Source organism: Cupriavidus sp. LA-1 (assembly GCF_055385985.1).
In genome coordinates, this window is record NZ_AP031388.1 from 22183 (window position 1) to 48826 (window position 26644).

The 26644-nt window shown below is 67.8% G+C and carries 27 protein-coding genes; 15 read left to right on the forward strand and 12 right to left on the reverse strand.

The features are described 5' to 3' along the window. Positions 1-253: 253 nt before the first annotated feature. Positions 254-1543, forward strand: coding sequence for an MASE1 domain-containing protein (locus ACZ5MJ_RS19195; protein WP_464225190.1), 1290 nt, complete (start codon positions 254-256; stop codon positions 1541-1543). Beyond that, positions 1540-2754: an alpha/beta fold hydrolase gene (locus ACZ5MJ_RS19200; RefSeq protein WP_464225191.1), complete on the forward strand. Its 1215-nt coding sequence runs from the start codon at positions 1540-1542 to the stop codon at positions 2752-2754. Before ACZ5MJ_RS19195 ends, ACZ5MJ_RS19200 begins: the two co-directional genes overlap by 4 nt. Positions 2755-2774: 20 nt before the next feature. Here the strand turns inward: ACZ5MJ_RS19200 and ACZ5MJ_RS19205 are convergent, their stop codons facing one another. Beyond that, complete coding sequence (locus ACZ5MJ_RS19205; RefSeq protein WP_464225192.1) at positions 2775-5084, reverse strand: patatin-like phospholipase family protein; 2310 nt, start codon at positions 5082-5084, stop codon at positions 2775-2777. A gap of 193 nt (positions 5085-5277) precedes the next feature. After that, the gene (locus ACZ5MJ_RS19210; protein ID WP_464225193.1) at positions 5278-6243 is read right to left on the reverse strand and encodes a DNA-binding protein; all 966 of its coding nucleotides are present in this window, start codon (positions 6241-6243) and stop codon (positions 5278-5280) included. 113 nt (positions 6244-6356) lie between these two features. On the opposite strand from ACZ5MJ_RS19210, the gene ACZ5MJ_RS19215 reads away from it, so the two are divergent. Beyond that, on the forward strand, positions 6357-7484 hold the full coding sequence (locus ACZ5MJ_RS19215) for a site-specific integrase (RefSeq protein ID WP_464225195.1): 1128 nt from the start codon (positions 6357-6359) through the stop codon (positions 7482-7484). A gap of 210 nt (positions 7485-7694) precedes the next feature. Further along, entirely contained in the window at positions 7695-8120 is a 426-nt protein-coding gene (locus tag ACZ5MJ_RS19220; protein WP_464225196.1) for a hypothetical protein, read from the forward strand. A 22-nt stretch (positions 8121-8142) separates the two neighbouring features. On the opposite strand, the gene ACZ5MJ_RS19225 is transcribed toward ACZ5MJ_RS19220, so the two are convergent. The 4 genes from ACZ5MJ_RS19225 to cls all read right to left on the reverse strand — a co-directional run bounded on the left by ACZ5MJ_RS19225 (position 8143) and on the right by cls (position 11243). Then, positions 8143-8328: a hypothetical protein gene (locus tag ACZ5MJ_RS19225; RefSeq protein ID WP_464225197.1), complete on the reverse strand. Its 186-nt coding sequence runs from the start codon at positions 8326-8328 to the stop codon at positions 8143-8145. A 78-nt stretch (positions 8329-8406) separates the two neighbouring features. After that, positions 8407-8700: a hypothetical protein gene (locus tag ACZ5MJ_RS19230; protein ID WP_464225198.1), complete on the reverse strand. Its 294-nt coding sequence runs from the start codon at positions 8698-8700 to the stop codon at positions 8407-8409. A 336-nt stretch (positions 8701-9036) separates the two neighbouring features. Next, on the reverse strand, positions 9037-9681 hold the full coding sequence (locus ACZ5MJ_RS19235) for a TetR/AcrR family transcriptional regulator (protein WP_464225199.1): 645 nt from the start codon (positions 9679-9681) through the stop codon (positions 9037-9039). A gap of 125 nt (positions 9682-9806) precedes the next feature. After that, on the reverse strand, positions 9807-11243 hold the full coding sequence (gene cls, locus ACZ5MJ_RS19240) for a cardiolipin synthase (RefSeq protein ID WP_464225200.1): 1437 nt from the start codon (positions 11241-11243) through the stop codon (positions 9807-9809). 416 nt (positions 11244-11659) lie between these two features. Here cls and ACZ5MJ_RS19245 point away from each other — a divergent pair, with 416 nt between their 5' ends. Further along, entirely contained in the window at positions 11660-12415 is a 756-nt protein-coding gene (locus ACZ5MJ_RS19245) for a response regulator transcription factor (protein WP_464225201.1), read from the forward strand. Between the two features lie 54 nt (positions 12416-12469). Here the strand turns inward: ACZ5MJ_RS19245 and ACZ5MJ_RS19250 are convergent, their stop codons facing one another. Continuing rightward, positions 12470-14317, reverse strand: a complete 1848-nt coding sequence (locus ACZ5MJ_RS19250) for an EAL domain-containing protein (protein WP_464225203.1) — start codon at positions 14315-14317, stop codon at positions 12470-12472. Positions 14318-14552: 235 nt separating this feature from the next. Here ACZ5MJ_RS19250 and ACZ5MJ_RS19255 point away from each other — a divergent pair, with 235 nt between their 5' ends. Together ACZ5MJ_RS19255 and ACZ5MJ_RS19260 are read left to right on the forward strand one after the other, a co-directional pair. Further along, complete coding sequence (locus ACZ5MJ_RS19255; protein WP_464225204.1) at positions 14553-16169, forward strand: methyl-accepting chemotaxis protein; 1617 nt, start codon at positions 14553-14555, stop codon at positions 16167-16169. 193 nt (positions 16170-16362) lie between these two features. Further along, positions 16363-16959 carry an HAD domain-containing protein gene (locus ACZ5MJ_RS19260; RefSeq protein ID WP_464225205.1) on the forward strand — a complete coding sequence of 199 codons (597 nt, stop codon included), beginning with the start codon at positions 16363-16365 and terminating at the stop codon, positions 16957-16959. Between the two features lie 98 nt (positions 16960-17057). Here the strand turns inward: ACZ5MJ_RS19260 and ACZ5MJ_RS19265 are convergent, their stop codons facing one another. Beyond that, on the reverse strand, positions 17058-17540 hold the full coding sequence (locus ACZ5MJ_RS19265; protein ID WP_464225206.1) for an MgtC/SapB family protein: 483 nt from the start codon (positions 17538-17540) through the stop codon (positions 17058-17060). Between the two features lie 133 nt (positions 17541-17673). Here ACZ5MJ_RS19265 and ACZ5MJ_RS19270 point away from each other — a divergent pair, with 133 nt between their 5' ends. Further along, positions 17674-18042 (forward strand): 5-carboxymethyl-2-hydroxymuconate Delta-isomerase, encoded by a 369-nt coding sequence (locus ACZ5MJ_RS19270; protein ID WP_464225207.1) that lies wholly within the window; start codon positions 17674-17676, stop codon positions 18040-18042. 322 nt (positions 18043-18364) lie between these two features. Here the strand turns inward: ACZ5MJ_RS19270 and ACZ5MJ_RS19275 are convergent, their stop codons facing one another. After that, on the reverse strand, positions 18365-18796 hold the full coding sequence (locus ACZ5MJ_RS19275; RefSeq protein ID WP_464225208.1) for an aminotransferase class I/II-fold pyridoxal phosphate-dependent enzyme: 432 nt from the start codon (positions 18794-18796) through the stop codon (positions 18365-18367). A gap of 611 nt (positions 18797-19407) precedes the next feature. Here ACZ5MJ_RS19275 and ACZ5MJ_RS19280 point away from each other — a divergent pair. Beyond that, a complete protein-coding gene (locus ACZ5MJ_RS19280) occupies positions 19408-19692 on the forward strand; it encodes a septal ring lytic transglycosylase RlpA family protein (protein WP_464225210.1) in 285 nt (94 codons plus the stop codon). 94 nt (positions 19693-19786) lie between these two features. On the opposite strand, the gene ACZ5MJ_RS19285 is transcribed toward ACZ5MJ_RS19280, so the two are convergent. Together ACZ5MJ_RS19285 and ACZ5MJ_RS19290 are read right to left on the reverse strand one after the other, a co-directional pair. Continuing rightward, complete coding sequence (locus tag ACZ5MJ_RS19285; protein WP_464225211.1) at positions 19787-20245, reverse strand: HU family DNA-binding protein; 459 nt, start codon at positions 20243-20245, stop codon at positions 19787-19789. 291 nt (positions 20246-20536) lie between these two features. After that, on the reverse strand, positions 20537-20788 hold the full coding sequence (locus ACZ5MJ_RS19290; protein ID WP_464225212.1) for a hypothetical protein: 252 nt from the start codon (positions 20786-20788) through the stop codon (positions 20537-20539). A 109-nt stretch (positions 20789-20897) separates the two neighbouring features. Between ACZ5MJ_RS19290 and ACZ5MJ_RS19295 the strand changes: the two genes are divergently transcribed. From ACZ5MJ_RS19295 to ACZ5MJ_RS19305, 3 genes are read left to right on the forward strand one after another with little or no spacing between them, the layout of a single operon-like run. After that, positions 20898-21257: a PepSY domain-containing protein gene (locus ACZ5MJ_RS19295; RefSeq protein ID WP_464225213.1), complete on the forward strand. Its 360-nt coding sequence runs from the start codon at positions 20898-20900 to the stop codon at positions 21255-21257. A gap of 16 nt (positions 21258-21273) precedes the next feature. After that, a complete protein-coding gene (locus tag ACZ5MJ_RS19300; protein ID WP_464225214.1) occupies positions 21274-21948 on the forward strand; it encodes a response regulator transcription factor in 675 nt (224 codons plus the stop codon). Next, positions 21949-23289 (forward strand): sensor histidine kinase, encoded by a 1341-nt coding sequence (locus ACZ5MJ_RS19305; protein ID WP_464225215.1) that lies wholly within the window; start codon positions 21949-21951, stop codon positions 23287-23289. On the opposite strand, the gene ACZ5MJ_RS19310 is transcribed toward ACZ5MJ_RS19305, so the two are convergent. Further along, a complete protein-coding gene (locus ACZ5MJ_RS19310) occupies positions 23290-23787 on the reverse strand; it encodes an Mpo1 family 2-hydroxy fatty acid dioxygenase (protein ID WP_464225217.1) in 498 nt (165 codons plus the stop codon). 211 nt (positions 23788-23998) lie between these two features. Between ACZ5MJ_RS19310 and ACZ5MJ_RS19315 the strand changes: the two genes are divergently transcribed. The 3 genes from ACZ5MJ_RS19315 (at position 23999) to ACZ5MJ_RS19325 (ending at position 26641) form a co-directional block, all read left to right on the forward strand. Next, positions 23999-24751 (forward strand): Crp/Fnr family transcriptional regulator, encoded by a 753-nt coding sequence (locus ACZ5MJ_RS19315; protein WP_464225218.1) that lies wholly within the window; start codon positions 23999-24001, stop codon positions 24749-24751. Positions 24752-24778: 27 nt separating this feature from the next. Next, positions 24779-25645 (forward strand): arylamine N-acetyltransferase family protein, encoded by an 867-nt coding sequence (locus ACZ5MJ_RS19320; RefSeq protein WP_464225219.1) that lies wholly within the window; start codon positions 24779-24781, stop codon positions 25643-25645. A 231-nt stretch (positions 25646-25876) separates the two neighbouring features. Then, entirely contained in the window at positions 25877-26641 is a 765-nt protein-coding gene (locus tag ACZ5MJ_RS19325) for an SDR family oxidoreductase (protein WP_464225220.1), read from the forward strand. The last annotated feature ends 3 nt before the right edge of the window (positions 26642-26644 follow it).

Here is a 26644-nt window from a genome sequence, read left to right on the forward strand (position 1 = left end):
CTGTCGCCCCCGGCACCGGCCTGCCCAGGCTGGTGCCACTCCATTGGCGTGTGCTGCCTTCCACCCTGCGCATCGACGCCAGCCGGCCATTCTGGCAAAGTACGATCCTTTTGCAGCCTGGACCGCCGTCTGCCGCACCCTGCCCTGGCCGTGAAATGATGCAAAAATCACATGGACGGCGCATTCGGGAAGAGAACATCACACCTGGCGCCCAGAATCGGCGCAAGCCGGCAGCCAGCCAAGGAGCACCATCGTGAAACCAAGCCATAGCGCCGCCGCGTTGCTGCTGTGGGCGGCGTTGTATTTCTGTTCGGGCTATGTCTCCCATCAGATCAACGGGCCGTTCGCCGCCACCGGCTATATCTGGCTGCCGGCCGGCGTCACGGTGGCCGCCTTCATGCTTGCGCGCGCGTCGCGCTGGCTGCCGCTGGGACTTGCCTTTTTTGCCGCGCAGATGCTGCTGGGCTGGGTAGAAGGACGTGAAGCCTGGCGCATGCTGCTGTTCTCCCTTGACGAGATCGGATTCGCGGCGGTAGCCGTGGCCGTCGTGCGCCTGACCGGATTCTCCACCGAGGGGCTGGCCTTTGTGCGCGGGCTGCTGACGGCCGGCCTGATCTGCAGCACCGCCGGCGCCGTCGTCGGGGCCGGTTGGTTCAACCTGGTGCTGGGCGTCCCCTTCTGGGCGACCGCCCGCATCTGGGCCGCCGCGGACCTGGTCGGCATCCTGATCGTGACGCCGGTCCTGGCAGGCTGGTCGCACTTTCACGCGATGCGCTCGGGAGGCATGAGCCGTGGCGACTTCCTGTTCGGCCTGGCTGCCTTCGCCGCGCTGGTGCTGACCACCATCGTCATCTTTGACGGTTCGGCCTTGCCCGTGCTGCCGCACGGGATCGTATTCGCGCTGACCTATATCCCGCTTTTCTTCACCGCCGTGGTCACCCTGCTGTGGGGCGGGCGCGCCGGGTCGGTGACGGTGGCCATCCTCGCCGGCTTTGTCCTGCTCAACACCAGCCAGGGCGACGGGCCATTTGCCGAGAGCGCCGCGCACCACGGCCGCTCGCTGCTGGAGGCCCAGATCTACCTGGCCGTCGCCGCCCTGCTCACCCTGCTGATCAACACGCTGAAGACCAGCCGTGAACAGTTGCACGAACAGGCCGCCTGCCGGCAAAACGACATGGAGCTGGCGCTGGCCGCCAGCGCGCAGTTGATCTACCGCCTGGACCCGCATAGCGGCAAGCTCCGCTGGAGCGGCAACCTGCAGCGCGCCCTTGGCGTGGCACAAGCGGCGTTCGCCGATCTGGACCAGGTGCTCGCCAGCGTGCATCCTGACGATCGCGCCCGGGTCCGGCGCCGCTGGCTGCGCGAAAGCGATGGCGAAGCGCGCGGCGACCTCCGCTTCCGCCTGCAGTTGCCGCCCGGGAGCACGACCACGGTGGTCGACATGAGCGGCCCGCTGCTGGATGGCGACGAATCGGTCGCGGTGATCGCCGGCGTCTGGCGCCTGCAGGAAGCCGCGCTGGCTGAGGGACGGAACGCGGCATGAAAGCCCCGAAGGGCGCCGGCACCGGCGCCTTGCTGATCCACGGCCTGGGCGGCACCCAGTATGATCTGGGGCCCATGCACAAGGCATTGCGCCGCGTCGGCGTGGAAACCCATGCCGTCACGCTGCCCGGCCACGGCGGCCAGCCGGAGGATCTGCTCCCGGTCGTTGCCGAGGACTGGCTCGAGTCGGTCACCCGCGCCTACGACGAGCTGGTCGACAAGTATGAAACCTTCCATGTCATGGGAATGTGCATGGGCGCGCTGCTGGCCCTGGCGCTCTGCGAGCGCCGGCAGCATCGCAAAGGCCAACTGGTGGCACTGTCCGCGCCGGTATTCATCGACGGCTGGTCGACCCCCTGGTACCGCTTGCTGCGCTACCCCGTCTATCACATTCCCGGCATGGCCGCCCGCATCAGGGTGGACGAGGACGAACCCTTCGGCATCAAGAACGACCTGGTGCGGGCCGTGGTCAAGGCCAAGTTCGAGCGCGGCGACAACTTCCACTATCGCTGGGTCCCGCTGGCGTGCGTGAGGCAGGTCGACCGGCTGCGCCGCTGGGTACTGGGCGGAGCCCACCGGATCGCCTGCCCCACCCTGGTCGTGCATGCACGCGAAGACGAGCTGACCAGCCTGCGCTCAGCCGACTTCCTCGAGGCCGCGGTACCGGATGTGCGCAAGGTCGTGCTGGAAGACAGCTATCACATGATCTGTGTCGACAACGACCGTGAGCAGGTCGTCAGCAGTGTGCTGGACTTCTTCGGCTTCGATCCGGCGCGCGCGCGCCGCCAGTCCCGCCGCATGGTCGAAGTGCCGATGGAGGCGGAGGCGATCGCCACGCTGGTCGGCGAATATATTGCGGCGCTGACCACGCAGCACTTCGAGGCAGTCTTCCCGCTGCTGTCGCCCACGGTGCAATGGCGCCACTTGGCCGCCCATCCGCTGGCAGGCACCTACGACGACCGGGATGCGGTGGTCGCCATGTTCGCGCGGCTGGGCAAGCTCGCCGCCGGCCAGCCGGTACGCATCGCCGCCACCAGCACCCCCCATATCGAAGGCCAGACCGCGGAGTTCGGACTCGCGGTTTCCTTCGTGGCGGACGGGGTGCCCGTCGCGTGGCAAGGCACCCAGTTCCTCCAATGCGGCAACGGCAGGATCACGGCTGTCGAATACCGGCCCGCGGCCGGGGTCAGCGCCGACACGGCCACCACCTGAAGGCATCGTGCCCCCAGGGGTCAGAACACCCGGCCTAACTGCAGATAGAGATTCCACACGCCCTGCGGCGCTGCGGCAAAGCCGAAGTAGAGTGGCCCGATCACGCTGTTGCCCCCGATAAACAGGCTGGCGCTGGACTTGTACGGCCCGCTGCCAAAGTTCTTGCGGCGCAGCCAGACGTCGCCGGCCTCCAGGCTGACCCCCACCACGGTGGTGCGCAAGCCTGGCAGGATGAACTCGCGCAGGTCGTTCAGGTAGGTCATGCGGCCGTACAGCAGGTAGTTGCCGGAAAACTGATCGGGCGAGTAAGCCGACAAGTGCTGGAAGCCGCCAAGGGTGAAACCCAGGCCACCGGTCAGCGCGTTGTCGCCTCGGTGGTCGCCGTAGGTGAGCGCCCCTTCGGCCGCCAGGTTGAAGGTATGGCGGCCGTAGCTGGTCGCCCACAGCGCTTTGCCCCGGACGTCGTTGTAGCGGTTGTCGGTGCCGCCCAGGGCCAGCTGGTTGATCGCGAACAGGTAGTAGCCCTTGCGGGGAAACAGGGAATCGTCCAGCTGGTCGATCGTCAATTGCGCCCGTACCGTAGGCTGGCGCACGTAGCCGGTCGGGAACAGGCGTCCACGCGCGGGCGTCAGGCTGTACGCCGCCGAGTAACGGACCTGCTGGTAGTTCATGCCGGCGCGGAACTCGCCGAGCCTGCCGATCGGCACACCCAGGTCCATCCCCGCCATGGCCGTATCGACCCGCACCGCCGTCAGCGGCACGGTATTGTCGGCGGGCGCGCTGTCAGAAAACAGGTCGACGCGCTTGCGCTTGTATTCCGCATAAGGCGCGACATAAAACCCTTGCCGGTCGAGCACGGGCTGACGCAACTCGGTATGCCACCTGGCCTGGTTGCTGCCCAGCACGATGTCATTGCGCCACTCCAGCCCGCTTTGCGTGATCCACGGGTAGCGGTGGCCAAGCTGCAGATTGAAGCCGCCCTGGCCGTTGAACGTCGTGGAAACACCGAATCCGGCCAGCAGGAAATGCGGCCCCCACGATTTCTCCTGGGCGTCCACCTTGAGCACATTGCGACCATCTTCGTTGACCAGCTCCTGGGTCACGCTCTCGAAGTCGCCGGTGGTGGACAGCTGCGCCAGGTTCCGGTTGAGCGCGCCCGCATCGTAGGCATCGCCCTCGTGCAGCCCCAGGTACTGGCGCACGTATGAAGCGGGCACGCGCCCATGGGTGTGGATCTCGATCGCGTCGATGGGCGTGTGCACGGCCAGCACCGGGCCCGGCTTGCGCGCGGCAAGATAGTCCTGCCATGCCGCGGGCGGCAGCGACAGCGCGGCCAGCCGGGAAGCGGCGCCATGCGCCGCGGCCCAGCCGCCCTGCACGCCGTCCCCGGCACGCGAGAAGTCCGTGAACGAGAGCTGTCCCAGCTGTGGCTCGAGCAGGATGTCACGGGGCCCGAGCAGTGCCTTTTGCGCGGCCACGTTCTGGTTGGTCAGGATCGTGATCATCTGCTGCGTCACCGCCGCCGGCGATGCCAGGCTGGCCGGGTCATCCAGCGGCGAGGCGATATTGACGGCAATGATGATGTCGGCGCCCATGTCGCGCGCAAGCTGTACTGGCAGGTTGCTGACGAGGCCACCGTCGACGAGGGTGCGCCCGTCTACCCTGACCGGCGCGAACAGGCCGGGCACCGCCACGCTGGCGCGTATCGCCAGCGGCAGCGATCCGCGCGCGAGCACCACCGGATCGCCATTGCCAAGGTCGGTCGCCACCGCGCGGAACGGAATGGGCAACTGGTCGAACGATATGTTCGCCGGGAACTGTCCCGTCCAGGTCTGCAGCTGTGCCAGCAAGCGGTTGCCCTGCACCAGCCCGCTCGGCAGCTTGAGCTTGCCGTCTCCATAGCCGGCGGAGATGCCAATGGGATACTGGATGTCGTCTTCCCGCAGCGCCTGCGGCAATTGCGCACGCTCGTTGCGGTCGAACACGATATCGCTGAGGTTCGTATGCAGCAGCCGGGCCTCCAGCTCGGCGGCCGACATGCCGCTGGCGTACAGCCCGCCAACCACGGCCCCCATGCTGGTGGAGGCGATGCAGTCCACCGGGATGTGCATCTCCTCGAGCGCCTTCAGCACACCGATATGCGCGTAACCGCGCGCGCCGCCGCCAGACAGGACCAGGCCAATGCGCGGACGCTTCGGCCCGGTCGTCGGGGCTCCGGGGTCCGGCTGTGCTGCGCCGGCGGGCAGGGCAAACGACAGGGCCAGCGCAAGCAACCAGGTATGCGGCAGCCATCGCCGGGGCGTGACCCGGCACCAGGTGAAGCGGTACATGAATTAAGCCAATGGCAATGCCGGACCAGGCCGGCAACGGCGGCCGCCGCGCCGGGCGGACAGCCACGTGGGCAGGAAGCTTGCCACAATAAGCGAAGCGCGGCGGATTGAACAGTCGGCCCGCGCAACACCGGCCTGGTGTCGCGTGCTTATGTGGACGCTGGCGAACCACCGATGCATCCCGGCCATCCCTCTACAAGCCCCGCATGCGCCGCCGGCTGCTCTTGCCGGCAGCCAGCGCAGCGCGGGCCGGCGGTGCGCGGCGGATTGCCGGATTGGCGGAGCCGGCGGTGGCCGTGGCAGCCGCCCCCGCCTGGTCGCGATACTCCGCGAGCAGGTCTTCCCGCTGCCGTACCCGCTCTTCCAGCACGGCGATCGCCTGGCCGAGGCGGGTCATCTCGCTGCCCTGCCGCGACGCCGCCTCCGCGGCCCGCGTCAGCCGCTCGACGGCGGCCTTGCGCTCGGCCTCCAGCAGCTTCTGGACTTCCTTGGCCGCCACGCGCGCGGCATCCAGCTCCAGCGCCATCCGGCGCTCATTGGCGGCGGCGCGCTGGGTCACGGTCTCGCGCTCCTGGTCCCACGCGGCCCGCTGCGTGGCGAAATCCTGTTGCATGGCGGTGTGGGCCTGGCGCGCCGCAGCCAGCTCGGCACGCAGGGTTTCCGCTTGCTGCTGCAAGCCGGCGCCTGCTGTTTCAGCACGCGCGGCGTGCGCCGTGGCGTCATCGCGTGCCCGCGCCAGTTCCGCCATGGCGGCTTCCGCGCCTTCCAGGCGGGCCTGCATGACCTGGCGTTCCTGCGCCAGCGCTTCTCGCTCCAGCGCCAGCGCCGCGCGGGCCTCGGCCAGCGCGGCTTCGCGTTGCGTCAGCGCCGCCTCGGCCGACGCCTTTGCCACCTGCAGCGCGGCTTCCCACAGGTAGCGCGCCGCCTCGGTGACCGGCTCCGGGCACCCCGGCGCGGGCGCAAAGCCCTGCGGGTCCTGGATCCGCCCGCCCAACGCCGCGAACCAGGCATCCAGGTGGGGACTGACCGTGTTGGGCGACCCCCGCCCCAGGTGCAGGCGAATGCGTTCGATGGTCGGCCGCTGGCCAGCCTTGAGCAGGCTGTCGGCGGCCTGCCATACGTCGTCTCGGGTGATGCCACGGCTGCGGAGCGTTTCCATGATGGGATCCGGCAAAAATCGGTGAGGATGAGGAATAAGGTTCGATAATGGAGACTTATCGGCTGTTATTCTTTATTTACGTATGATATATTACAGCATACATCATATTTAATATGATCAAGATCCGAGACGCCCACGAGGCCTACTTTCCACCGATCGCATCTGATGTCGAACTACCGGCGCCGCTCCGTCCGTCCGAACTGGATCCTCTTGCCGAACAGGCGGCCAATGCCCTGCGCCGCGAAGGCGAGTCCCGAAACACGGTGGCGAGCTACCGGTCCGCATTGCGCTACTGGTCTGCCTGGTACGCCCTGCGCTACCGTCAACCCGTACGGCTCCCGCTCGTGCCTGCCGTCGTTATCCAGTTCATCGTCGACCACGCCACGCGCCAGACGCCGCAAGGTCCTGTCTGCGAGATGCCAGCGGCCATCGACCAGGCGCTGGTCGCTGACGGATACAAGGCACGACCCGGCCCGCCCGCGCTGTCCACGCTGACCCACCGCCTGGCGGTCATCGCCAAGGCCCACCGCCTGCAAGGCCTGGCCAACCCGTGCGCGGATGCCGCCGTGCGCGAACTGATGGCCGGCACGCGCCGCGCCTATGCGCGCCGCGGCCAACGCCAGGCGCGCAAGGCGGCGCTGACCCGCGCGCCGCTGCTGCGGCTGCTCGATACCTGCGACAGCTCGCTGGCCGGGCTGCGCGACCGCGCCTTGCTGCTGTTCGCATGGGCCAGCGGCGGGCGCCGCCGCTCTGAAGTGGCACGCGCCACCATCGACAACCTCACGCGGCTGGGTCCGGGTGAATTCGTCTATGCGCTGGGCTGGTCCAAGACCAACCAGTCAGGCAGCGAGCGCGCCGATACCGCCAAGCCGGTGACCGGGGCCGCGGGTCAAGCGCTGGAGGCATGGCTGGCCGCCGCGGGCATCGACCATGGGCCGCTGTTTCGCCGCATCCGCCGTGGCGGGCATGTGGGAGAAGGTTTGTCGGATGCGGCGGTGAGCCGCATCGTCAAGGCGCGCTGTGCGCTGGCCGGGCTGGACGGCGACTATTCGGCGCATTCGCTGCGTTCTGGCTTCGTCACCGAGGCCGCTGCGCAACAGGTGCCGTTGGCCGAGACCATGGCCATGACCGGCCATGCCAGCGTGTCGACGGTGGTGCGCTATTTCCGTGCGGCCGACGCGCGGCGTTCGCGCGCCGCTGACTTGCTCGCGCCGGCGCCGCCATCCGCCGAGGGCAACTGAGGGACTCGCCATGTGCGCCAATCATGCGCCGCGGCCGGCGCAAATGCGGGTATTTCGCTAGCTGCCGGCGCTGGCGCGGGCTGCGCGGCGGTGCCTATACTGGCAGGCGCCCGGACAATCCGGCAGCCAGGAACCACCAGCACGATACGCCGGTGGAGCCTGGGTGCGATGACGCACCGCTGCCCGACCCGAACCAGTGGAAACGCGGAGATGGGGATGCCCAACGAACAATTCCTCGCCACACAGGAAACTCGCCGCTTGGGGCTGAAGGCCCTGCGGGCGGCCTTGCTGCAGGTTCACAAGGAAGTCATCGGCTATGACAGGGCGCAGTATGAGCGCCTGAATGGCCCGATTCCGGCAGGCCTGTTTGTCCAGCTGGTGACCGAAGACAACTACTTTCGCTGGCTCGACCCGCTGTCGCGCCTGATCATCGAGATCGACGAAGAACTGGAAGCCAAGGAACATCACGACGACACCTGCCGTGCGGTCGGCCGTGCCGCGGAGAAACTCTTCAGCGACGGCGCCGATGCGGGCTTCCGCAAGCGTTACCAGGAAGCGCTGCAGGATGAGTCCGGCGTCATCGTGGCGCACGGACGGCTGATGTCGGTCATCGGGCAACTGCGCCAGTTGCCATAGCGCGCCGCCACGCCCGGAGGCGTTACTTCCTTTGCTTCGGTGCGCCCGCGGGCCGGTGCGGCACGCGGGTATCGACCGCCACCGGATCGCTGGCGGGGAAGGTCTCCTCCAGCGCCTCATCCAGTTCGCGCTCGATCAGTTCGTCCTTTTCCTTTTGCCGGGAGGGCGTCGGCTTTTGCGGCGGGTGCATCGGTGCGGGCTTGCTCATGACGATCTGGCTCCGTTGGCAACCATGAGCGGATGGTAATCCCGCACGCGCGCCATTGCCACCGTGGCCGCGCCTGGATCAATGGCCCCTGCCACCACCCCATCCACCTCTGCCGCCGCCGCGCCCGCCGCCATTCCAGTGACGGCCACCGCCGCCGCCATAGATAAAGGCGAAGCTGCCATAGGCCGGCCATGGACTGTAGTACGGATAGGCGCCATACACCGGATAGGCTGGATACCCCCCGTAGTAAGGCGCCGACACGGCGTAGTCAGGATATGCCGGATATGCCGCATACGGGTCGCCGGCATACGGATAAGCCACACAGCCCGCCAGGGCCGCCGCGGCAAGGATCACTCCCGTTCCATATCGCATGATCCGCTCCTCAGCGTGACGTCGGCATTCGGCCCGCCGGACCCGGTCAGGCCACAGCATTTAGACCGCGCCGCAAGCCTTGCAATTCCGCGAAGCGGCGCGGCAGGCAGCCGCGCCACGCGCGCCGATCGGAATTTGAGTGCTTGTTTCGGGACAATTCAAGGACATATTTAAGAAGGGTCCGATATTCACATAAGAATCAACGGAATACATTGTCCCTGCACCCGACCCGTGGGTGCCCCGACAGAGCCAGGTTGCCCCCCTTCCTGGTTCCTTGTGCTGCCACGATGGCCCAGCCATCGTGGCATCTTTTTTTATTGCGGTTGCCTCGGGTTCCTACAAGCCCTTCTCGACCATATCGAGCAGGCGCTGGCCGAGGACATCTGCCTGCTCCTTGGCGCGGCTGCGCAGCGGGCCGTCGATCAGCAGGATGGCAAGGCCATGCACGGCCGACCACGCCAGATACTCTGCGCCCGGCCGGCGGTCCGGCGGCAGCACGCCGGCTTCCACCAGCATGTCCAACGCCGCGCACAACAGCTGGAACGGATTGAGGCCGCTGTTGCCGGCCTTGGCCGGGTCGGCGTCGTCCTCCACTTCGTCCGGCACCGAGAACGCGGTGCGGAACAGGCCGGTCTCGGTCAAGGCAAAGCGCAGGTAGCCGGTGCCAACCGCGCGCAGGCAGGCGCGTGCATGCGCGGCGGCGCCCCGTCCCGGGCGCAGCCCGCCGATTTCTGCCTCCATGGCAATGGCCAGCGACGACAGGGCCCAGGCTCGCACTGCCTGCAGCAGGTCTTGCCGGCTGGCGAAGTGGCGGTACGCCGCGTTGGGCACCACGCCGGCACGGCGCGTGGCTTCGCGCAGCACGATGGCGTCGGGACCGCCTTCGCGCGCCAGGTCGATGCCGGCATCGAGCAGCGCGCGGCGCAGGTCGCCATGGCGGTAGGTCGCACGCGCCGGCGGTGCGGAGGCAGCCCGGTTCATGCAGCCCCCCTGTGATCGGAATAACAGTTCATGATGTGTATGTTCTTATAGTGAACAGTGTACACAACTAAACTGTCACAAGCTTGCTGCATCGAAGACGTTGCGGGACCAGGAAGGCCGTGCGCTCAGAGGATGGGCGCAAACAGCTTGGCGACGTGCATGGCCACGCGCAGCGGAGCCGGAGCGCTCAGGAACTCGTCCAGCCCGACATGGCGGGCCTGCGCGAAATCGGCTTCGAGCATCGCCGCCACATCCGCGGCAAAGCCCTTGTCGGCGGTCATCACCATCAGCTCGAAGTTGAGCCGGAAGGAGCGGTTGTCCAGGTTGGCGGTACCAACGGCCGCGGCTTCGTCGTCGATCAGGATGACCTTCTGGTGCAGGAAGCCAGGCTGGTAGCGGTACAGCTTGATGCCGGCGGCCACGGCCTGGTACGCGTAGAGGGTCGAGGCGGCATAGACCACCAGGTGGTCGGGCCGCGCCGGGATCAGGATGCGCACATCCACGCCGCGCAGCACCGCCAGCCGCAGCACCGCGAACACCGCCTCGTCCGGCACGAAATACGGCGACGTGATCCACAGCCGGTGGCGCGCCGACTGGATGGCCTCTACAAAAAAAAGCGAACAGGTTTCCTGCGAGTCCGCCGGTCCGGACGGCACCACCTGGCAGGTCATGCGCCCGCCAGCCTCGGTCGGCGGCATCAGCAAATACGGAACTTCGCGCGCGGCCCAGTACCAGTCTTCGGCAAAGGCCATCTGCAGGTCCAGCACGGCGCTGCCGCGCAGCGCGATATGGGTGTCTCGCCACGGTGCCAGCGGCGGGCGCTGCCCCAGGTATTCGACGCCAACGTTGTGGCCGCCGACAAAGGCCTCGCTGCCATCGACGATGACCAGCTTGCGATGGTTGCGGAAATTGAGCTGGAAGCGGTTGACAAAGCCGCGGTGCGTGGAGAACGCCCGCGCATCGACACCGGCATCGAGCAGCGTGCGCATATAGCGGCGCGGCAGCGCATGGCAGCCGATGCGGTCGAACAGGAAATACACCTTGACCCCGGCTTGCGCGCGCTCGCACATCAGGGCCTGCAGGCGCTGGCCCAGCGCGTCGTCATGCACGATGAAAAACTGCACGATCAGTACCTGGGTGGCACGCGCCATCGCCGCGAAGATTGCCTCGAAGGTCTGCTCGCCGTTGATGAGCAGCCGCACATCGTTGTTGGACAGGCAGGGCATGCCGGTCAGCCGCGGCAGCGCCCGCATGCAGGCCTGCGCCGGCGCGTGGACCACGCAGGCGCTGCGGGCTTCGCGCTCGCTCGGGGTCATGCCATGGCGGATCTCGCGCAGCCGGTCGTCGTTGAAGCGGCGCGCATCGACGTAGCCGGCAAAGGTGCTGCGCCCGAAGATCAGGTAAGGCACCAGCGTGAAGTACGGCATCATCACCAGCGATCCCGCCCACGCGATCGCACCCGGCGCGGTGCGCACCGTCATGACGGCATGCAGGGCGGCCACCACGCCTACGGCGTGAAAGGCCAGCACGATGATGGCGATGACACTCGGGCTCTGCAGCATCGGTTGGCTTGTGTCCCCTGACCGGGTCGCGATGCGCGCTATTTTGGCACACCGCGCTCAGGATGTTGACATCGGGCGTGCGCAGCCCTCAGGACTGCCTTCTTTTTCAGCAGGCCGACGGCATCACGGTACCAGGCCGCTGTCCGGCGACTGCCTGCCGTTTTTTCCACAGGATCTGTGGACAACTTTCCGTAGCGGCCGGGCCCGACGGCAGTCCCGATACGCCCCTCCCCTCTGCGACGCGCGCGAAACCAAAGAAACGACAGATATTTCAGAAACGTCTGATTGTTTTGTCGACCACACCTTTTATACGCTTCTTGTCTGCGCCCTGCAGTGCTGCTGCCCGGCCACGGTCCAGCCGTCCTTGCCACGGCTCTCGTAACTCGTCTGCATTTCGCGTCAGTCTTACGCCTTCGATGAATATCGCGCTGCTCATGGGCAACTCGCCCCAACTCCGTACCGTGACCGAAATGCTGGACCAGACCGGCTATCGTTGCAACGTGTTTGAATCGGGCCGGGAGTTGATTCACGGCATCAGCCAGGCGCCCTACGACATGCTGCTCATTGATGACGAGCTGCCGGACCTGCCGGCCATCGATGTGGTCCGCGCGGTGCGCAGCGCGCGCTCGCGCGACGTGCCCATCATCATGCTGGCGGCGGACAACAGCGAAGACAACCTGGTCGATGCGCTCGATGCCGGCGCCGACGATTACATGTGGCGACCGCTCAACGTGCGCGTGCTGATCGCGCGCATCACGGCGCTGCGCCGGCGCGTCACCGGCGAGCGCCTGCGCCAGGGCCTGGTGGTGCAGGCCGGTCCCTACCAGCTCAACAGCGTGGGCCGCTTTGCCACGCTGCGCGGCGAACGCATCGCAATGACGCCGAAGGAGTTCGACCTGGCGATGATGCTGTTCTCCAACGTCGGCCGCGTGCTGGCCAGCGACCGCATCCAGCAGGCGATCTGGCGGCATGAGCTGCCGCCGCTGTCGCGGGCGCTGGCGGGCCTGATCTCGCGCCTGCGCAAGACGCTGCGGATCGGCATCGCAAACGGCATCGTCATCACCGTGGTCTACGCCCACGGCTACCGCCTCGATGTGCTCGAAGAAGACGTTGCCCCGCGGCTGCCCGGGGCCAGGCGCCGGGTCGGCGGGCGCAAGCTGCCCGGCAACTGACGCTAGGGCCTGTTCCCATATAAAACGTACGCGCGTTTTATATGGGAACAGGCCCTAGGCCGGCAGCGTCGCGGCGAGCGCCAGGAAATCGAGCACCGCCATGCCCGTCGGCGAACGCTTGGCCTCGCGCTTGGCCGCGGCCGCGGCGGCGCCGATATGCTGGCTGCCCAGGCGCTGCAGCCCGGCCACCCCCTCGCCGCTTACGCACACGACACCCACCGCCATCGACACAGGCGGAAAGAACACCGATCGCCCGTGCCGGTCTTCGCCATGCATGCCGCCGGCGGCACAGTCGGCCGCCGTATACATGGCGCGCGCGGCATCGTTGAAGCGCTGGATCGCACCCTGCACACGCTCTGACCAGTCATCGCTCTGGTACAGCACCAGGAAATCGTCGCCGCCTACGTGGCCGAGGAAATCGCGGGCCGGGTCGCAGGCCTCGGCCAGGATCGCAGCCGCACCCTTGAGCATCTCATCGCCCTTCCAGTAGCCGTACTTGTCGTTGAACGGCTTGAAGTGGTTCAGGTCGACATAGCAGGCATGGAACTCGCTCGCGGCCTCGATCAGGCGCTCGATATGCTGGTTCAGCGGGATATTGCCCGGCAGGAAGGTCAGCGGATTGGCATAGCGCGCCGCTTCCATGCGCACTTCGGTGATCGCCCGGATCAGGTCCGCACCGGTACCCACCCCGATATAGCGGCCGTGGTCGGTGATGACGAAACCGTCCGCCAGCGAACGCGTGTTCTCGCCCGACAGGATCTGCGCCATTTCCTCCAGGCTGGCGCGCTGGTCGAAGCACGCCGGCTCGCGGTTGGCCATGGCAATGCAAGCCTTCTTGCCATACAGCTCGCGATGGAACGGCGCCGCATAGCGGTCGATAAACGCCTGGCGGCTGATGATCGCCAGCGGCCGCCCGTCATCATTGACCACGGCCACGGCTTGCAGCTCGGGCTGGTCCTGGAACTTGCGCAACACCGCATCGTTACTGGAGGCGGGCGACACCGTCGGCCCGGGCCGCAGCAGCCGCCCGGCGGTGATGCCCGACCAGCCGGAGCGCACCATCTGCGGAAACACGGCAATATGCCGCGATGCCAGCGCCTGGCGTACGTGCTGGGCCGCCTGCGCGGCGGGCTGCGCCACGGGCCGGCCCACGTAATAGCCCTGGGCGCCCGTCACGCCCAGGTCGCGGATCACGGCCAGCTCGTCTTCGTCTTCGATGCCTTCGGCGATCACGCGGCCGCCAAAGGCGCTCACCATGCGCAGCAGCCCGCGCAGGATCTCCAGCCGGCGCGAACAGGACGCGATGCCGCGCACCAGGGACTTGTCGATCTTGACGAACTGCGGAGACAGGTGCGCCAGCAGGTCGAGGTTGGCGTGCCCGGTGCCGAAGTCATCCAGCGCATACTGCATGCCGAGCTCGCGCAGCACCGACATCGCCACGCCAAAGCTGGCCGCGTCGCCGATCGGCGTCTGCTCGGTGACTTCGACCACCAGCCGCGACGGCGCGATGCCGGCTTCCACCAGCGCGGCCATCAGGCGCCCGCGGTCGGCGAGCAGGCGCCGCAACGTCAGCGGGCTGAAATTGAGGAAGAGCTGGCCAGGCAGGTCCAGGCTGCGCCAGGCGGCCAGCGCGGTGCGCGCCGCGCGGATCTCCAGCGCGATGGTGGCGGCGGCGCCCTGCGCAAGCCGGAACAACGCCTCCGGCACCGCCCACGGCGAGCCCACCGGGCCGCGGATCAAGGCTTCATAGCCCAGGATCTCGCCATTGTCCGCCTGCACGATCGGCTGGAACACCGCGTGCAAATGGGGGAGCCGCGCAAGCGCGAGCCCGCCCGCGGCCGGGGCCGCAGAGGCGCCGGGAGCAGGGTCGTGCGAAGGCGTGGCGGCAGGCAGGCCGTTCATGAAGGGCAATCCGGGGAATGGGGTAAGGGCGTGGCGCGGCCCACATTGCATGACATGGATATGACGGCACGATGACAATCCATCTTTACCCATGTCACGCCGGCGTCACGTTGATGCACGACCATCCATGCGCCGCGGCGACCACCCCGTACAGAGGGCAGCGTATGCGGCAAATCGGGTCAACCCCGGGCCGCGCAGGCTTGCGATGCCAGCGCGCCCGTTTGGAGTCATCTCCGTGTTGCAAGTCCTCAAGACACGCCTGCCCGGCCGCAGCCGGGCAGTTGCCCCAGTGCGCCTGCTGGCACGGCTGGGCGGCCTGCCGCTGGTGGTTCGCCTGTGCGCCGCCTTCGCCCTGGTCTACCTGTTCGGCGCCGCGGTCGGCCTGACCGGCATCGCCAACCTGGTCTCGATCAAGGCGCGCACCGATACCCTGTATCAGCATGATATGCACGGCGCCATCTCGGCGGAGCGGGCGCAATCGGCGCTGGCTACGCTCGGGCGTGCCCAGCTGGCGCTGACCATGGCCACCAGCAGTACCGAGCGCGATGGCGCCGCTGATGAGATCACGGCTGCCCTGGCGCAGCTGGATGCGGCGCTGGCCGGCGTGCAACGGGCCGCCCCGGCACAGGCGGCGCCCCTGCTGCGCGAACGGCAGCGCGCCAACGAGCTGGTGCAGGCCTACCTGGCATTGCTGCGCAAGCAGCCGCTGGATCCGCTGCAGTTCGACAGCGCGGTTTCTGTCGACGGCCACTTCGTTACCGAACAGCTGCAGGCGCTCAGCCGCCAGGTGGAAGCCGTGCGCCGCCAGCAGGAGCAGCAGGCCGCCGCCACCGTGGCCAGCGTGGCGGCCAGCCAGTTGCGCGCGCAGGCATGGATGGCCGCCCTGCTCGGCGCCAGCCTGCTGGCCGCCGCCGCGCTGGCGTGGATCGCGGCGCGCAGCCTGCGCGCCGAACTGGGCGGCGAGCCGCGCCACGCCGCCGACATTGCCCGCCGCATTGCCGAGGGCGACCTGACCGCCGCCATCGCGCTGCGCCCGTCGGACCGCAGCAGCATGCTGCACCATATGGCCAGCATGCGCGACCAGCTTGCCGGTGTACTCGCGCGCATCCAGGCCAGCGCGCAGGAGATCACCGCGGCCAGCCAGCAGATTGCCGAAGACAACCATGCCCTGTCGTCGCGCACGCAGCAGCAGGCCAGCGCGCTGGATGCCACCACGGACAGCATGCAGGCACTGGCCGCGCGCGTGGCCGACGCGCATGCGCAGGCCACCGAGTCGAGCGAGATGGCCAGCCAGGCGCGCACCGCCACCGATGACGGCACAGCCGTGGTGCGCCAGATGCGCGGTGCGATGGACGCACTGCATGGGCACTCGCGCCATATTGCCGAGATCGTCGGCGTGATCGAAGGCATCGCCTTCCAGACCAATATCCTCGCGCTGAATGCCGCCGTGGAAGCCGCCCGCGCCGGCCCGGCCGGCCGCGGCTTTGCCGTGGTGGCGCAGGAAGTGCGCGCGCTGGCGCAGCGCAGTGCCGATGCGGCGCGGGAGATCGGCGGCATCGTCGGCACCGCCACGCACGAGATCCAGCAAAGTGCCCGCCTGAGCGCCGGCGTGGTGGCGGCGATGGACCGGATCGCCGCTACCGTCGGCCACAGCCATGCGCTGGCCGAGGCCCTGCGCACGCTGGCGGATGAACAGGCCGGCAGCGTCCAGGCCGCGGGGCAGTCGGTGTTGCAGCTGCGGCAGACGGCGCAGCAGAACGCGGGGCTGGTGGACGAGCTGGCCGGCCAGGCAGCGCGGCTGGACCAGCAGGCGGCCGCCCTGGCCGATGACGTGACGCGCTTCCGCTTCTAGCGGGAGTTTGTCGAGATGGCAGCCAAGTTGTGTCGGGTCGAAACATTTGTCATGGCGACGTAACCGGCATTTACGTCTTCCGCGACAAAGTTACAGATATGTTGCAACTGAAGCGGCGCTGGTTACGTGTCAGCCAGGCTGTGGCGAGTAATCTTGCTTCACACCAACTGAACTGGCACCCGCACAGGAAACCATGGCTGAACGACTGATCATGCTGGACGTACCCGGCGTCCTGTACTCCGACCGCTCCCGCGCCCGCCTCGGCGGCATTCCGGATTCGGGCACGCCGCGCGACGTCAGGTTCTTCGACCCGGTCGCGCTTGGGTTCGTGCGCAGGCTGTTCGGCGTGGCCGGCGCCCGCGTGGTGGTGTCCGATGCCTGGCGCCGCGGCACGCCGGCGGCAATCCTGCAGCAGCTGGACCTGCAGGTCGAAGCCATGACACCGCCGGTCGAAGGCGGCCACGGCGCCGAGATCGCGGCGTATTTCGCGCAAGGCGCCAGGCCGGTCCACTACGTAATCCTGTCCTGCGCCGCGCCGGAGTCGATGTCCGAGGCGCTGCGCGAGCATCTGGTCACGGTCGACCCGGCAGCCGGCCTGACCCTCGATAACTTCCAGCAGGCGCTGAACATCCTGGACGTGGCCTGCCCCTCCACGGTGATGCCCGCTCCCAAGCTGGATGCCGGGCTGAAGGCCAAGCTGGCGCAATTGCAGCAACTGGCAAGGGAAAATCCCGCCCGCTTCGGCAGCGCGCTGGCGCCAGTACGCGAGCGGACCGCCGTACACGCCTGACCCGCTTCTGCTGCGGATCCAAACGGGGCGCCACCAGGCGCCCCGTTTGCTTTGGGTCCGGGCTGACCCGCGCGCGATTGCGCCTGGCCGTTATCGGGCTAGTTCCCGTCGGACCCGTGCGGTGCCCCGTGGTGCTTGTCGCCATTGTTGCGATCCAGGAACCGATGCAGTGTCGCCTCGAAGCGCCCGCCGATCCACAGCAGCGCCATGCCGAGCGCCAGCGCGGTAACCGTGACCATGTAGTAGCCGGCACCGGCAGCGGCACCCAGCACCGCGGCAAGCCAAATTGCCGCCGCCGTGGTCAACCCCTGCGGACGCTCCCGCACGCCATGCCGCGCGATCACGCCCACGCCCAGGAAGCCGACCCCAGTCAGCACTCCCTGCAGCACCCGCGACAGCGCATCCGGCGGATGCCCGCCCAGCGTCACCAGGCACGCCGCCGTGGCGGCGCCAAGCGACACCAGGCCGAGCGTGCGCATGCCGGCCGCCTTGCCGCGCAAGTTGCGGTCCAGGCCAATCAGGGCACCGGTCAGAAGGCCGGCAAACAGGCGCAGGACGAGATCAAGGCTGAATACTTCCATGGTGTTTTTTGACAGGGCAAGCGCGACCGCGCGACTCAGGACCCAGCTTACCTCAGCGCGCCGATCCCGTATCATGCTCGCTTTCGCCGGCCGTGAGCCGGAGCTTTTCCAGGACCTTTGCCAGGACGCCGCCATGCCCCACCTCGTCATCGAACTCACCGAAAATACCCGCCTGAACTGCTCGCCGGACGAGCTCCTCGATGAAGCCAATGCGGCGCTGCTGGCGTCGGGGCAGTTCCAGGAGGCTGACATCAAATCACGCTGCGTCACGCTGTCGACCTACCGCCAGGGCGTGGATCCCGTCGAGCGGGCTTTCGTCCACGCGCGCCTGTCGATCCTGGACGGCCGCGACAGCGCCGTGCGCCAGGCGCTGGCGCAGGCAGTCTGCGACGTGATCGCCGACGCGGTGCGCACCGGTGCCGACGGCGGCCTGAACGTACAGGTATCGGTGGAGGTCTGCGAGATGGCGCGGGCGACGTATGCCAAGCAGGTGGTTGGCTGAGACGCCGCGCTGAAGGAAAAAACCCGCGGCCATCGCGGCCGCGGGCGGAAGCTTCCGGAATGCTCCGGAAGCCCTGTCATGGGGAGCGCCCCCGCACCCATGACGTCGTCGATTCTAGGTGGGGGACCTTGCCGCGGATTTGATCTGGATTAAGCGCTGCAGCGATTGGCTGCTCTGACTGGCATAAAAAAGGGTTCATCGCCGATTTCCGGGGAAGGTCGCCCGGATCGGGAGCATCCGACCGAGATCGGCCAGGAAGAGGCGAAGGAATAGGAACCGGGAGTGGCCGAGAAAGGTACGCATCAAGACGCTGGTAGCGCAGCTAGATCGGAAACTGCTCAATGGTTTCGCGCACCTGCATCAGCACAGACCTGAGGTGCTCCATCGGGACCGAACTCAAGCCCAACCGCAACGCATGCGGGACGTCCCGGGTCGTTGCATAGGCCTCCGCCTTGGACACCGCGATGCCACGCTCAGCCAGAGCGGTAGCGATCCGGTCCATGCGCAGGTCTTCGGACAGGTGAATCCACAGAAACATCGAGGCCGGATGCGCGATCATCTCCATACCGGCGAAGACTTCCCGCGCCACGGTCTGCCTGCGGCGCGCCTCACGTCGTAGCAGTGCTTCCTGACGAGCCACTGTACCGCCGGCCATCCAGCGCGTGGCCATGGCCGTCACCACGCTGGGCAGGCTCCAGTAGCTGGCGCGGATCGCGGCCTTGACCCGGCCCGCACAGGCACTGGGAACGACCATGTACCCGAAACGCAAATCCGCTAGCCAGGCTCTTGGACAGGCCGGAGACGTAGACCGTGCGCTCGGGCGCGAGTGTCACCAGCGCGAGCGGCGCCTTGCCGGCAAGGTAGGCATAGGTCGCCAGCACGGTGATGACGCTGCGGGGCGAACATGCCCATGGGCGTTGAATGCGTAGGCTACGCCAAAAAATGGTCGCAATGGCGACGAGGCCGTGAATCATGGCGCCGTCTGGCTTCAGGCATTTCCACAATGCGGGAGTGGAGTGGTCAACTCGATGGTGTCGCGTCAAATGCTTCGGGCAAAACGCGGAACTCTTGGACCACATTCGACCGATAGTCCAGAAACCAGCTTGTCGTTGGGTCGGACCTTCAGGGGCGTCGCTTGTCACCTAAAATATTGTCAAGGTGTTACGTAACCCGGTCGCGCTGCCAACGCGAGCTTTTGGAGACCGTCAGAGCCACGTCTCAATCGCTGATGGGTGGTCTATGCTGCTTTCACTTCGCTCTTTGGGAGTCTTGGGAATCTGCGCTTTGTTCACTGCTTGCGGAGAGATTCCGCCCAGGCATGCAGCGTGCAGGGCTGATTCCTGTCGCCCTCGGCATGAGCACGAGATGTTGCAATCCGGCGACGCGTCATGGTATTCGACAAGGTTCCAGGGGCGTCTGACCGCAAACGGAGAACGCTACGATGGCGGCGCCCTGACTGCCGCCCATCGAACATTACCGCTCGGCAGCTATGTGCGGGTCAGATCGTTGGCTACCGGAAAGTCGGTTGTCGTTCGCATCAACGACCGCGGACCATACGTCAAAGGCCGGATTATCGATCTCTCTTACGCTGCGGCGGAAGCCTTGGGTTTGCCAGACGCGCGGTCGATGCGCGTGCAGATTGAACGTTGATCGTCTGCTTTGGCTCACCCCGCAAATCGGCGAAGAGCCCCAAAAAAAAGGAGCCGGCAGTGGCTCCTTTTTTGTCAGGACAGCGTGACGCAGATCAGGCTGCAGCGTCCTTCAGCTTCTTCAGCGGACGGACCTTGACCTTGACGCTGGCCGGCTTGGCCGGGAACCAACGCTCTTCACCGGTGAACGGGTCCTTGCCGAAGCGCTTCTTCTTGGCCGGCACTTGCTGCGCCGTAACCTTCAGCAGGCCGGGCAGCGTGAACTCGCCAGCGCCCTTCTTGTTCAGCGCGCCGATGATGGTGGTTTCCAGGTGGGCCAGCACCGTCTTCACGGCCTTGGCTTCCAGTTGGGTCTGGGCTACCAGGTGAGCGACCAGGCTCGACTTGTTGAAGGTGTCCTTCAGCGGGCGCGCAACGGGCGCAGCGGCGGGAGCAGCCTTCTTGGCCGGCGTGGCCTTCTTGGCGGCAGCCTTCACGGGTGCCTTGGTTGCCGCGGCCTTCGTGGCAGCGGGCTTGGTTGCAGTCTTCGCGGTCGGTTTCGCTTTGGTCGCCATATCTATTTTCGTAAGTTGAACAGATGGGTGCCGGCAGGTGTTTCGCATTGCTTCTCAGCGTTGCACGATTGCCTTGTCGACGCCCACTGAATCATAGCGGAAAGAACCGTAAGTCAAGGGGTTTTCGTGCATGCGAAACGCAAAACCTCGTAAAAACCCCGCGTTTTGTCGCGGCTTTGCCTCAGTGAAAACGCGAAGACGGCCTACGTCCCCCCGTTTTGGCGTTCGCCGCATCGTCGTCAGGCGTCGGCGCGCAAGGTCCTGGACGTGCGCGGGCGCTACCGTTCGCGCTCATTCGCCCGTGCAGAACGCCAGCAACGCACCGGCGACGAGCGCGCCGAGCGCGATCATCGCCAGCCCTGCATCGGCATGCCGCCATGCGTGCCAGGACGCTGGCCAGCCGGCCTGCATGCCGAACACGCTCGCCACGCTCAGCAGCGTTACCGGTATCCCGGCAGCCAGCGCCAGGCGCCGCAGGCGAGCGGGTTTTGCAACGGCATGCGACGAGGACGGATGGCTGACAGGGGGCTGAGCGGATGGCATGACGGAACGCCTTGGCAGGGATGGCGGCCATTGTCCGTGCCGGCAGCTGAACGCACCCTGAGCCTTCCGTTCAGCCCGCATTCAGGCTTTTTGATGCAAACTCCGGGCCATGAGGTCTATTTTCCAGGCACTTCCGCGTCCACGCGCGCTGGCAGCCACCGCGCTGCTGGCGCTGCTGGCACTGGGGTCGGCGCCGGCAGCGCACGCCGACAAGGACGCCGACCGCGCCCGCGCCGCCGTGCAGTCGGGCGAAATCCTGCCCCTGTCGCGCATTCTCGAAACCGTGTCGGGCCAGTACGCGGGCGACGTGATCGGCGTGGAGCTGGATCGCGACGACGGCATCTGGCAGTACGAGGTCAAGCTGCTGCTGCCCGGCGGATCGGTGGCCAAGCTGAAATACGATGCGCGTACCGCCGCCCTGCTCAAGGCCAAGGGCCGTGGGCTGGAAGACGCCCGCCGCAAACCCTGACCGACCGGAGACACCGATGCGCATCTTGCTGGTCGAAGACGAAGCCGCGCTCGCCGCGCAGGTCCGCGCGAGCCTGGCCGACGCCGGCTATGCCGTCGACACCGCCGCGGACGGCCTGGACGGCTGGCACCTGGGTGCGGAGGAGCCCTACGACGCGGTCATCCTGGACCTGGGCCTGCCGCGGCTGGACGGGCTTTCGGTGCTGCGCCGCTGGCGCGCCGCGCAGGTCAACGCGCCGGTGCTGATCCTGACCGCGCGCGACAGCTGGACCGAGAAGGTCGAAGGCATCGATGCAGGGGCCGACGACTACCTGGCCAAGCCCTTCCGCATGGAAGAGCTGCTGGCGCGCATCCGCGCGCTGATCCGGCGCGCGCACGGCATGCCGGCCCCGGAGCTGCAATGCGGCCCGGTGCGGATGAATCCGCGCGCGGGCACGGTCACCGTGGACGGCGCGCCGGTGGTGCTGACCGCGCATGAATTTCGCGTGCTGGACTACCTGATGCACCATCCCGGCGCGATCATCAGCAAGACCGCGCTGACCGAGCACATCTACGCCCAGGACTTCGACCGCGACAGCAACACCATCGAGGTCTTCGTCGGCCGCCTGCGCCGCAAGCTCGGCGTGGACGTGATCGAAACCGCGCGCGGCCAGGGCTATCGGCTGCGCCCGCCGCCGGACGCTCAGTCCTAGATGCCCGCCCGCCTGCGCCGTTCCCTCGCACTGCGCCTGCTGGCGGTGGCGGCAATCTGGCTGGCCGCCGCGCTTGGTGTCAGCGGCTGGCTGCTGTCGACCTTGTTCGAGCGCCATGTCAGCAACACCTATGTGCGCCAGCTCGACCATCAGCTGGCAAGCCTGGCCGCGGCCCTGGACTGGAGTGCCGATGGCAAGCTTGTCCTCAACCGCAGCCCCGCCGATCCCCGCTACGAACTGCCCTATTCCGGCGCCTACTGGCAGGCGCGGGCACCCGGCGCGCTGCTGCGCTCGCGCTCGCTGTGGGATACGGAAATGCCGGCAACGGTGGAACGCCGCCTTGCCGGCGCCCAGGCCGACGTACGCCCGGGCCCCAGCCACCAGTCGCTGCTGGTGGTGTCGCGGCAGCTGCTGCTGCCGTCCGCCGATACGCCGGTGGAGATCTCGGTGGCGCTGGACCGCACCGAGCTGCGCGCCGCGCGCCGCAGCTTCGACCAGACGCTGGCGTGGTCGCTGACGGCGCTCGGGCTGGGCCTGATGCTGGCCGTGGCGGCGCAGGTACGGTTTGGCCTGGCGCCGCTGGCGCGGCTGCGGCGCGCGCTGGGCGCGATGCAGGCGCGGCGCGAAGCCCGGCTGGGCGGCGACTGGCCCACTGAAGTCGACCCGCTGGTGACCGAGATCAATGCCCTGCTGGCGCGCAATACACAGGCGCTGGAGCGCTCGCGCCGGCAGGCCGCCGACCTGGCGCATGCGGTCAAGACGCCGCTGGCGGTGCTGGCCAATGAGGCCGCGGCACTGCCGGGTGCCGCGGCGCAGGCAGTGTCGGCCCAGGTCGAAGCCATGCGCCGGCAGGTGGATCGGCACCTGGCACGTGCCCGTGCCGCCGGCGCCGCGGCCGCGCGGGGCCAGCGCATCGACGCCGGCCCCGCGGTGCGGGAGCTGACGCGCGCCCTGGGGCGGCTTCACAGTGAACGGGCGCTGGAACTGGCGGTCGAGGGTGCCGGGCATTTCGCCGGTGATCGCCAGGACTTGATCGAGATGCTCGGCAACCTGCTCGACAACGCCTGCCAGTGGGCGCGCACGCGCGTGCGCGTCACGCTGCGGGAGGCGGCTGGCGAGCTGGAAATCCTGGTCGAGGACGATGGCACGGGCATGCCGCCCGAGGCGCGGGCGCTGGCGACTGCCCGCTTTGGCCGGCTTGACGAGGCCGCCGCCGGCAGCGGCCTGGGCCTGGCCATCGTCACGGAAATCGCCGCGATGTATGACGGCAGCCTGGCGCTGGCATCGAGCCCGCTGGGCGGGTTGGCGGCCCGGCTGCGGCTGCCGGCGGGCCTGCCCTGATCAGTGTGTGCGGGCGGCCATCGCGTCGCGCGTGTCGCGCGCCAGGCCCAGCGCAAAGGCGGTTTCAGCCACCAGGAACAGCGGGCCGATCAGCAGGCCGGCCAGGTCGTCGACGAACGCGGGCTTGCGCCCTTCGTAATAGTGGCCGATGAACTGGATCACCCATCCCGCCACGAACAGCCCGAGGCCGAGTGCCAGCCACCAGGCAGTCGGCATCGCCGCGATGTGCGAGCCGGCGTAGAGGAAGAACGCCAGGATCAGCGCCATCGCCACCCCGAAGCCAAGCGACAGGCGCAGGTAGAACAGGCACGACAGGATATACAACAGCATTGCCGGCGTCAGGTAGCCTGAACCGTCGCCCAGCGCCATCGCCGGGCGCGCCAGCAGCGTCGTCACCGCCAGCACGATCATCGGGATGCCGATGAAATGCGTGAGGACGTTGCGCGGATCGCGATGGTAGGCGGCGTAATTGGCCAGGTGTTCGATCAGGGTTTTCACGGGGACGTCTCCTTGTATGCGCAGGCGTGCGCGCGCGGCGTTGCAGGGCTGCTGCCCGCTGATGCCGGCTGCCGCGCAGCGGGCGCGATGTGGATTTATAGTAGTGGGCGCGCACCGACCGGTCTGTCAGGTTTTTGACAGTCCGCGGGGTGCCGAGTGCCATCGTGTGCCCCTGCTGACACGCGGCACCGTACAGATAAAGGAGACCGGCATGGGACTGGCGAGCCCGCCGCAACGCCCCCATTCGCACCGTGCCACCGCACTGCCCGGCACGGTGACGCCGCGCGACGATGCGCTCGCAGCCGTCCGCGCCGGAGCCTGGTTCAGCCAGTTGCCGCCGGCCCTGCGCCAGGCGCTGCTCGATGATGGCAGCCTGCGCCGGCTGGTGACCGGCGAGACCCTGTTTGCCCGCGGCGACCGTTTCGACGGCCTGTTTTGTGTCGCCAGCGGCACCATGCAGATCCACGCCAGTGGCGAATCGGGCAAGGCGGCGTTGCTGGGCCTGCTGGAGCCCGGCACCTGGTTCGGCGAGATCTGCCTGTTCGACGGACTGCCGCGCACCCATGACGCGCGCGCGGTCAGTGCCACCGTGCTGTGGCACGTGCCGCGCGCCAGTCTGGAGCGGCGCCTGGCGCAGCACCCGGCGTGGTGGCAGGCCTTCGGGCAATTGCTGGCAGCCAAGACGCGCCAGGCCTTCAACTATGTCGAGGAAGCGCAGCTGCTGCAGCCGGCGGCCCGCATCGCCCGACGCCTGGCCGCGATCGCCCGCGGCTATGGCAACCTGCCACAGGCCCGGACCACGCAGCGCGTGCGCATCCCGCAGGAGCAGCTGGCGCAGATGCTGGGCCTGTCGCGCCAGACCGTAAACCACGCGCTGCGCGAGCTGGAAGCGCGCGGCCTGCTGCGGCTGGAGTATGGCGGCATCGAGCTGCTCGACCTGCCCGCGCTGGAAGCGCTCAACTGAACGCATCGCACCGGAGCCCCGCACACCATGACTACCCTGGATGCAGCGCAACTGGACGCCTGGCTGGCGCGCCTGGGCATCCCCGCCCCGCCCTCGCCCACGCTGGAGGCGCTGGACGCCGTGCTGGCCGCGCACCTGGCCGGCATTCCGTTCGAGAACGTCGATCCGCTGCTGCGCCGCCCGGTGCGGATCGAACTGGACGCGGTGTTCGACAAGCTGGTGACCCGCCGGCGCGGGGGCTACTGCTTTGAACTCAATACCCTGCTGGCAGCCGGCCTCGGCGCACTCGGCTACGCGGTGACGCCACTGGCCGCGCGCGTGCGCTGGGGCGTTCCCGATGACGTGCCGACCGTGACCTCGCACTTGCTGCTGCGCGTGGAAGTGGCGCACCGCAGCTACCTGGCCGATGTCGGCTTCGGCGGCCCCACGCCGTTCCGGGCCATGCCGCTGTCCGAGCCTGTCGATGACCGCTTGCCGTACCGGCTGTCGCCTTCGCCGGCGCAGGCAGGCGCCACCGCGTTCCACAGCTACGACCTGGAGGTACGCGGCGACGCCGGCTGGCTCAAGGTCTACCGCTTCGACCTGACGCCCCAGCCGTGGATCGATTTCGTGCCGCGCAACTGGTATGTCTCGACGCACCCGGACAGCATCTTCCTGCAGCAGCTGATGGCCGCGCGCACCGACGGCGGCACGCGCGTGACGCTGGCCAACGGCGAACTGGCCGAGCGCGCGCCGGACGGCAGCGTGCGGCACACGCAACTGGCGTCCGCCGAGGCCGTCGTACAGGTCTTGTCCGACCGCTTCGGCCTGCTGCTGGACGACGACCTGCGGCGCGGCCTGATGGCTGCCCTGCCTCCGTTGCTGGTCCCCGCCACGCCGTCCTCTGGCAACTGAACCATGCGGTTCCGCGCTGCAGCATGCGCGCCATGCACGGCGCGCATTGCCCGCAGAAAGAATGCTGATATGGCCTGATCACGGCACCCGGCGCTGTGGACTTGGGCACTTGCGCCCCACCATAATGTCCTGGCGATGCCGCCCGCGGGCGCGTCCGCTGGACCACAGTGCGGCACCCGCCGCCAGCACAAGGCCGGCCCCTGATGCCGGTGCAGTCATACAGGAGACTCCATGTCATTGTTCGATCTGACGGGCAAGGTTGCCATCGTCACCGGCTCTTCCCGCGGCATCGGCCGCGCCATCGCCGAGCAGATGGCCGTACAGGGCGCCAAGGTGGTGATTTCTTCGCGCAAGGCCGAGGCCTGCCAGGAAGTGGTGGATGCCCTCAACGCCCGCCACGGCGCCGGCACCGCGATCGCGGTCCCCGCCAACATCTCTTCGAAGGACGACCTGCAGCACCTGGTCGACGAGACCAACCGCGCGTTCGGCAAGATCGACGTGCTGGTCTGCAATGCCGCGTCCAACCCGTACTACGGGCCCATGAGCGGCGTGTCGGACGACCAGTTCCGCAAGGTGCTGGACAACAACGTCATCTCCAACCACTGGCTGATCCAGATGGTGGCGCCGCAGATGATCGACCGCAAGGACGGCTCGATCATCATCGTGTCGTCGATCGGCGGCCTGCGCGGCTCGCCCACCATCGGCGTGTACAACATCTCCAAGGCTGCCGACTTCCAGCTGGCGCGCAACCTGGCGGTCGAGTTCGGGCCGCACAACGTGCGCGTCAACTGCATCGCACCGGGGCTGATCAGGACCGACTTCGCGCGCGCGCTGTGGGAAGACCCCGAGCGCTACAAGCAATCCACCCAGGGCGCCCCGCTGCGCCGCATCGGCGAGCCCGTCGAGATCGCCGGCGCGGCCGTGTTCCTGGCCTCCGCGGCCAGCACCTTCATGACCGGTCAAGCCATGGTCGTGGACGGCGGCGTGACCATCTGAGCT